This is a genomic window from Kitasatospora sp. NPDC058965 (assembly GCF_042741245.1).
Taxonomy (GTDB): domain Bacteria; phylum Actinomycetota; class Actinomycetes; order Streptomycetales; family Streptomycetaceae; genus Kitasatospora.
On record NZ_JBHYKG010000009.1, the window covers coordinates 61,118 to 68,186 of the forward strand.

6 protein-coding genes are annotated in these 7,069 nt (G+C 73.0%); all 6 read left to right on the top strand.

Going from position 1 to position 7,069, the window contains the following annotated elements:
- The first annotated feature begins 36 nt into the window (after positions 1 to 36).
- Positions 37 to 1,425, top strand: a complete 1,389-nt coding sequence (locus ACFW1A_RS03265) for a phosphomannomutase/phosphoglucomutase (RefSeq protein ID WP_380403231.1) — start codon at positions 37 to 39, stop codon at positions 1,423 to 1,425.
- Positions 1,426 to 1,521: 96 nt separating this feature from the next.
- Positions 1,522 to 1,704 carry a Trm112 family protein gene (locus ACFW1A_RS03270; RefSeq protein ID WP_380403234.1) on the top strand — a complete coding sequence of 61 codons (183 nt, stop codon included), beginning with the start codon at positions 1,522 to 1,524 and terminating at the stop codon, positions 1,702 to 1,704.
- 36 nt (positions 1,705 to 1,740) lie between these two features.
- Entirely contained in the window at positions 1,741 to 2,925 is a 1,185-nt protein-coding gene (locus ACFW1A_RS03275) for an SIS domain-containing protein (protein ID WP_380403237.1), read from the top strand.
- A gap of 202 nt (positions 2,926 to 3,127) precedes the next feature.
- Positions 3,128 to 4,336, top strand: coding sequence for a mannose-6-phosphate isomerase, class I (gene manA / locus ACFW1A_RS03280; RefSeq protein WP_380403240.1), 1,209 nt, complete (start codon positions 3,128 to 3,130; stop codon positions 4,334 to 4,336).
- Positions 4,337 to 4,402: 66 nt separating this feature from the next.
- The gene (locus tag ACFW1A_RS03285) at positions 4,403 to 5,377 is read left to right on the top strand and encodes a cation diffusion facilitator family transporter (RefSeq protein WP_380403244.1); all 975 of its coding nucleotides are present in this window, start codon (positions 4,403 to 4,405) and stop codon (positions 5,375 to 5,377) included.
- Between the two features lie 210 nt (positions 5,378 to 5,587).
- Positions 5,588 to 7,036 carry an adenosylhomocysteinase gene (ahcY, locus tag ACFW1A_RS03290; protein ID WP_380403247.1) on the top strand — a complete coding sequence of 483 codons (1,449 nt, stop codon included), beginning with the start codon at positions 5,588 to 5,590 and terminating at the stop codon, positions 7,034 to 7,036.
- Positions 7,037 to 7,069: the final 33 nt, after the last annotated feature.

Sequence of the window (7,069 nt, forward strand, 5' to 3'; positions counted from 1 at the left end):
GAAGCCCGGCCCAGAACACACCAAGGTGGAGCCGCAGTGCGCGACCTCAAGCAGCTCGTGAAGGCTTATGACGTCCGAGGCGTCGTCCCGGACCAGTGGGACGAGAACCTCTCCCGTGCCTTCGGCGCCGCATTCGTGCAGGTCACCGGCGCGACGGCGATCGTGGTCGGCCACGACATGCGCCCGTCCTCGCCGAGCCTGTCGCGGGCCTTCGCCGAGGGCGCGGCCGCGCGCGGCGCCGACGTGACCGAGATCGGCCTGTGCTCCACGGACCAGCTCTACTACGCCAGCGGCAAGCTCGACCTGCCCGGCGCGATGTTCACCGCCAGCCACAACCCGGCCCAGTACAACGGCATCAAGATGTGCCGCAAGGGTGCGGCCCCGGTCGGCGAGGACACCGGCCTGGCCGAGATCCGCGACCTGGTGCAGAGCTGGATCGCCGAGGACGGCAGCGTCACCGTCCCCGGGGTCGAGGGCGTCACCGAGGGCGTGCTGACCCAGCAGGACACCCTGCAGGGCTACACCGACCACCTGCGCGGCCTGGTCGACCTGACCGCGATCCGCCCGCTCAAGGTCGCCGTGGACGCGGGCAACGGCATGGGCGGTCACACCGTGCCGACCGTCTTCGCCGGCCTGCCGCTCGACGTCGTCCCGATGTACTTCGAGCTGGACGGCACCTTCCCGAACCACGAGGCCAACCCGCTCGACCCGAAGAACCTGGTCGACCTGCAGGCCAAGGTCGTCGAGGTCGGTGCCGACCTCGGCCTCGCCTTCGACGGCGACGCCGACCGCTGCTTCGTCATCGACGAGCGCGGCGAGCCGGTCTCCCCGTCCGCGATCACCGCCCTGGTCGCGGTGCGCGAGCTGGCCCGCGCCCGGGCGGCGGGCGAGGAGAACGCCACCATCATCCACAACCTGATCACCTCCTGGACCGTGCCCGAGGTCGTCGCCGAGCACGGCGGCAAGGCGGTGCGCACCCGGGTCGGCCACTCCTTCATCAAGCAGCGGATGGCCGAGACCGACGCGATCTTCGGTGGCGAGCACTCCGCGCACTACTACTTCCGCGACTTCTGGCGCGCCGACACCGGCATGCTGGCCGCGCTGCACGTGCTCGCGGCGCTGGGCGGCCAGGACGGCACGCTGTCCGCGCTGACCGAGGAGTACGACCGCTACGCCGCCTCCGGCGAGATCAACAGCGAGGTCGCCGACCAGGCCGGCCGGGCCGCCGCGGTCAAGGCCGCCTACGGCGACCTGGCGGGCGTCAGCGTGGACGAGCTGGACGGCCTGACCGTGGCCGGCGCCGACTGGTGGTTCAACCTGCGCGCCTCCAACACCGAGCCGCTGCTGCGCCTGAACGTCGAGGCGAAGGACCCGGCCAGGATGGCCGAGCTGCGCGACGCGGTGCTGGCCATCGTGCGCGCCTGAAGCCGCGCCTGACCGACGCTCCGCACGCCCCGGCCGGTAGGGTGACTACCGGCCGGGGCGCCGTCGTGTCCCGCTCGACCCACGGAGAAGCTGACGATGACGCTGGAACCCTTCCTGCTGGAGATCCTGGTCTGCCCGCGCTGCCACGCGAAGCTGAGCGAGCGCGAGGAGGCGGGTGCGCCGGAGCTGGTCTGCACCGGCCCCGACTGCGGCCTGGTCTACGAGGTCCGCGACGGCATCCCGCTGCTGCTGGTGGACGAGGCCCGCCGCCCCGCCTGATCCCGCCTCACCCCGGCGCCCCAGGAGGTCAGCCGCATGCTCGACGACAGCCTGCTCGACGACCCGGCCGCCCTGGCGCGCGCCGACCGCGACCACGCCCTGCTGGCGCTGGCGGGTGCGGGCGCCCGGGTGCGGACCGCGCTGCGCCTGACCGGGCCCGCGCTGACCGCGCTGCGCCCGGAGGGCCGCCCGCGCGCGGTGCTGGTGGCCGGGCACGGAACCGCGCTGACGGCGGGGCAGGCCCTCGGCGCGCTGAGCGGCGGAGCCACCCTGGTCCACCCGCTGGCCGCCGCCGACGCGCTGCCCAGCGACCCGTTCAGCTCCGGTCTGAGCTGGCAACTGCCGGGCTGGGCAGGCCCGTTGGACCTGGTCGTGGTGCTCTCGACGACCGGCGTGGAGGAGGGCCTGATCCGGCTCGCCGAGCAGGCGTACGCGCGCGGCTGCGCCCTCGCCGTGCTCGCCCCCGAGGGGCGCCCGCTGGCCGAGGCCGCCCAGCAGGTGCGCGCCCTCCCGCTGCCCTACGTGCCGGCCGCGGTCGAGGAGCCGGACCGCCCGGATCCGCAGGTCGACCTGCCGGCCGAGGACCCGGGTGCGTTCTGGGCCTACCTCGCGCCACTGCTCGCGCTGGCCGACCGGGTCGGCCTGCTGCGCCTGGCCGAGGACGAACTGGCCGGGCTGGCCGACCTGCTGGACGAGCTGGCGGTCGGCTTCCGCCCGGACGCCGCCGCCTACCGCAACCCCGCCAAGGGCCTGGCCGCACAGCTGGCCGACACCGTCCCGCTGCTCTGGGGCGAGGGCGAGCCGGCCGCGGTGGCCGCCGAGCGGTTCGCCGCCATGCTGGCCGACCGGGCCGGCTGCCCCGCCGTCACCGGGCGGCTGCCGCAGGCGCTGAGCAGCCACCGCGGCATGTTCACCGGGCGCCTGGGCGGCGGCGCCGACCCGGACGACTTCTTCCGCGACCGGGTCGACGAGCCCGAGCAGCTCACCCTGCAGGTGCTGCTGCTGCGGCACACCCCGGCGGAGCCGGGGGCCGATCCGGCCGAGCCCGCCCCGGCCGGCCACCCGGTGCGCCGGGCCCGCCGGCTGGCCGCCGACCACGACGTGCGGCTCACCGAGTTCGCCGGCACCCGCCCCGAACCGCTCGCCGCACTCGCCGAACTGGTGGCCCTGACCGACTTCGCCGCCGTCTACCTGGGCCTGGCCACGGGCGTCGAGAGCTAGGGCCGGGTCGGGCGACCTTCGCCCCGTCGCCCCGAAGGTGCCCGACCCGGCGCCGGCCGCGCCGACCACCGGGCCCGGTGGCGGGCTGCGCCGGCCGGGCCCCGGCTCCCGTCCCACGGACTTCGCCGGCCGCCCGACCGTTGGCCGGGGTCGGTTAGGGTCAGCCCAGACACGACCGTCCGAGAACAGGAGCAGGCCCGTCATGGACCGCCTCGCCAACACCGTCCGCCCGTATGCCTGGGGCTCGACCAGTGCGATCCCGGCCCTGCTCGGTACCGAGGGCACCGGTGAGCCGCAGGCCGAGCTGTGGCTGGGCGCGCACCCCGGTGACTCCTCCCGGGTGGACCGCGGCGACGGCGAGGTGGAGCTCTCCGAGGTGATCGCGGCCGACCCGGTCGGCGAGTTGGGCGCGGCCGCCGTCGCGCACTTCGGCCCGACCCTGCCCTTCCTGCTCAAGGTGCTGGCCGCCGAACTCCCGCTCTCGCTGCAGGTGCACCCCAGCCGGGCCCAGGCCCAGCAGGGCTTCGCCGCCGAGGAGGCCGCCGGCATCCCGGTCGGGGCCGGTCACCGCAACTACAAGGACGCCAACCACAAGCCCGAACTCATCTGCGCGCTGGAGGAGTTCGACGGTTTCTGCGGCTTCCGCGAGCCGCTGGAGACGGCCGCGCTGATGGAGGAGCTGGCGGTGCCGGGCCTGGCCCCGCTGATCGACCTGCTGCGCACCAAGCCGGTCGGGCCCGCGCTGCGCGAGACGCTGGCCACCGTGCTCGCCATCGACTCCGTGGTGGTGGAGGACACCGTGGCCCAGCTGGCCGCGGCACTGGACGCCAAGCTGGCCGCCGAGCCCGACTCGCCGCGCGCGCCGGCCTGGGCCGGCTACGCCACGGCCGCCCGCCACTACCCGGGCGACCCCGGCGTGCTGGCCGCGCTGCTGCTCAACGTGGTCCGGCTGCGCGCCGGCGAGGCGCTCTACCTGGGCGCCGGCGTCCCGCACGCCTACCTGCACGGCACCGGCGTGGAGATCATGGCCAACTCCGACAACGTGCTGCGCTGCGGGCTCACCCCCAAGCACGTGGACGTGCCGGAGCTGCTCAAGGTGGTCCGCTTCGAGGCCGGCGACCCCGGCGTGCTGCGGCCCCGGGCCGGCGCCGACGGCGAGGAGCTCTTCCCGGTCCCGATCGACGAGTTCCGGCTGTCCCGCTTCGAGCTGACCGAGGACGGCCCGGTGCGCCGGGTGGACGGCCGGGCCGCGCAGATCCTGCTCTGCACCGAGGGCTGCGTGCTGCTGACCGATGCCGCGGGGGAGAAGCTCGAACTGGCCAAGGGCCAGTCCGCCTACCTGCCCGCCACCGGCAGCGACACCGAGCTGTCCGGCCGGGGCACGCTCTTCCGGGCCACCGTCACCCTCTGACGGCGGCCCCGCCCCGGCCGCCGTCACCGTCCGACCCCGATCCCAGACACCGAAGGAGTTCCCGAGTTGAGCGCCGAAGGCGGTACCAAAGCCCTGATCGCGGCGTTGAGCGCCAACCTGGCGATCGCGGTCAGCAAGTTCACCGCCTTCGCCTTCACCGGCTCCTCCTCGATGCTGGCCGAGGGGGTGCACTCGGTGGCCGACTCCGGCAACCAGGTGCTGCTGCTGATCGGTGGCAAGCGCGCCGCCCGCGAGGCCGACGAGGAGCACCCGTTCGGCTACGGCCGCGAGCGCTACGTGTACGGCTTCCTGGTCGCGATCGTGCTGTTCAGCCTGGGCGGCCTGTTCGCGCTCTACGAGGGCGTGGACAAGATCCGCCACCCGCACGAACTGCACGGCTGGTACTGGGCGGTGGGCGTGCTGGTGTTCGCCGTGCTGATGGAGGGGTGGTCCTTCTCCACCGCCTTCCGGGAGGCCGGCCGGGCCAAGGGCCCGATCGGCTGGGCCGCCTACATCCGCCGGGCCAAGGCCCCCGAGCTGCCCGTGGTGCTGCTGGAGGACGCCGGCGCGCTGGTCGGACTGGTGCTCGCGCTGCTCGGCGTCGGCCTGACCGTGATCACCGGCAGCGGGGTCTGGGACGGCGTCGGCACGGTCGCGATCGGCCTGCTGCTCGGCAGCATCGCGGTGGTGCTGGCGCTGGAGACCAAGTCGCTGCTGATCGGCGAGAGCGCCGACCGGCCGACCGTGCGGCAGATCCGCCAGGCGCTGCTGGCCGACGCCGCGATCACCTCGGTGATCCACCTGCGCACCCTGCACGTGGGCCCGGAGGAGCTGCTGGTCGCGGCCAAGATCGGGGTGCACCCCGAGGAGAGCGCGGAGTCGATCGCCCGAACCATCGACGCGGCCGAGGAGCGGATGCGGGCCGTCGTCCCGATCGCCCGCGCGATCTACCTGGAGCCCGACGTCTACTCCGCCGCCAAGGCGGCCGCGGGCCCCGACCCGGAGGCCACCCCGGGCGGACCCGGGCGTGCCTCGCACTGATCCGCCCCCCGGCCCGGGCCGCTTGTTGTAGATTCGTCAGCAGTGCCAAACGTCGCTGCTGATGGCGGTCGATCCGAGCCGTGTGCCGGGTCGAGGGAGAGAGGTCCTCCGACGGATTGTGCCGCAGCAGCAGGGCGTCCGCCGTCGGTGAGCCGCTCTGCCGCCGAGCACACCCGTACGCAATGGCCCACGCAGCGAGGAGTTTCCCGCATGTCGTCCAACCTCAACGGTGACTTCAAGGTCGCCGACCTCTCCCAGGCGCCGTTCGGCCGCAAGGAGATCCAGCTCGCCGAGCACGAGATGCCCGGCCTGATGTCGATCCGCGCGGAGTACGCGGCCACCCAGCCGCTGGCCGGCGCCCGGATCACCGGCTCGCTGCACATGACCGTGCAGACCGCCGTGCTGATCGAGACCCTGGTCGCGCTCGGCGCCGAGGTCCGCTGGTGCTCCTGCAACATCTTCTCCACCCAGGACCACGCCGCCGCCGCCATCGCGGTCGGCCCCGAGGGCACCCCGGAGAACCCGCAGGGCGTCCCGGTCTTCGCCTGGAAGGGCGAGACCCTGGAGGAGTACTGGTGGTGCACCGAGCAGGCGCTCACCTGGCCGAACGGCCAGACCCCGAACATGATCCTGGACGACGGCGGTGACGCCACCCTGCTGATCCACAAGGGCGTCGAGTTCGAGAAGGCCGGCGCCGCGCCGGACCCGTCGACCGCCGACAACGACGAGTTCCGGATCATCCTGGAACTGCTCAACCGCACCCTGACCGAGTCGCCGCAGAAGTGGACCGAGGTCGCCGCCACCATCAAGGGCGTCACCGAGGAGACCACCACTGGCGTGCACCGCCTGTACGAGATGCACCGGGACGGCAAGCTGCTCTTCCCGGCGATCAACGTCAACGACTCGGTCACCAAGTCGAAGTTCGACAACAAGTACGGCTGCCGCCACTCGCTGATCGACGGCATCAACCGCGCCACCGACGTCCTGATCGGCGGCAAGGTCGCGGTCGTCTGCGGCTACGGCGACGTGGGCAAGGGCTGCGCCGAGTCGCTGCGCGGCCAGGGCGCCCGGGTCATCGTCACCGAGATCGACCCGATCTGCGCGCTGCAGGCCGCGATGGACGGCTACCAGGTCACCACCCTGGACGAGGTCGTCGAGATCGCCGACATCTTCATCACCACCACCGGCAACAAGGACATCATCCTGGCCTCCCACATGGAGCGGATGAAGCACCAGGCCATCGTCGGCAACATCGGCCACTTCGACAACGAGATCGACATGGCCGGCCTGGCCAAGCTGCCCGGCGTGGTGAAGACCGAGGTCAAGCCGCAGGTCCACGAGTGGCGCAAGGCCGACGGCAAGACGATCATCGTGCTCTCCGAGGGCCGTCTGCTGAACCTGGGCAACGCGACCGGGCACCCGTCCTTCGTGATGTCCAACTCCTTCGCGAACCAGACGATCGCCCAGATCGAGCTGTTCACCAAGACCCAGCAGTACCCGGTCGGCGTCTACGTGCTCCCCAAGCACCTGGACGAGAAGGTGGCCCGCCTCCACCTGGACGCGCTCGGCGTCAAGCTCACCACCCTCACCCAGTCGCAGGCCGACTACATCGGCGTCGCGGTCGAGGGTCCGTACAAGCCGGAGCAGTACCGCTACTGATCCCGCAGCGCGGGGCCCGGTACCGTCCACGGA

What these genes read in the sequence shown, in the direction of transcription:
- ACFW1A_RS03270 (WP_380403234.1), top strand. Translation starts at nt 1,522, where the DNA reads ATGACGCTGGAACCCTTCCTGCTGGAGATCCTGGTCTGCCCGCGCTGC.
- ACFW1A_RS03275 (WP_380403237.1), top strand. Translation starts at nt 1,741, where the DNA reads ATGCTCGACGACAGCCTGCTCGACGACCCGGCCGCCCTGGCGCGCGCC.
- manA (WP_380403240.1), top strand. Translation starts at nt 3,128, where the DNA reads ATGGACCGCCTCGCCAACACCGTCCGCCCGTATGCCTGGGGCTCGACC.
- ahcY (WP_380403247.1), top strand. Translation starts at nt 5,588, where the DNA reads ATGTCGTCCAACCTCAACGGTGACTTCAAGGTCGCCGACCTCTCCCAG.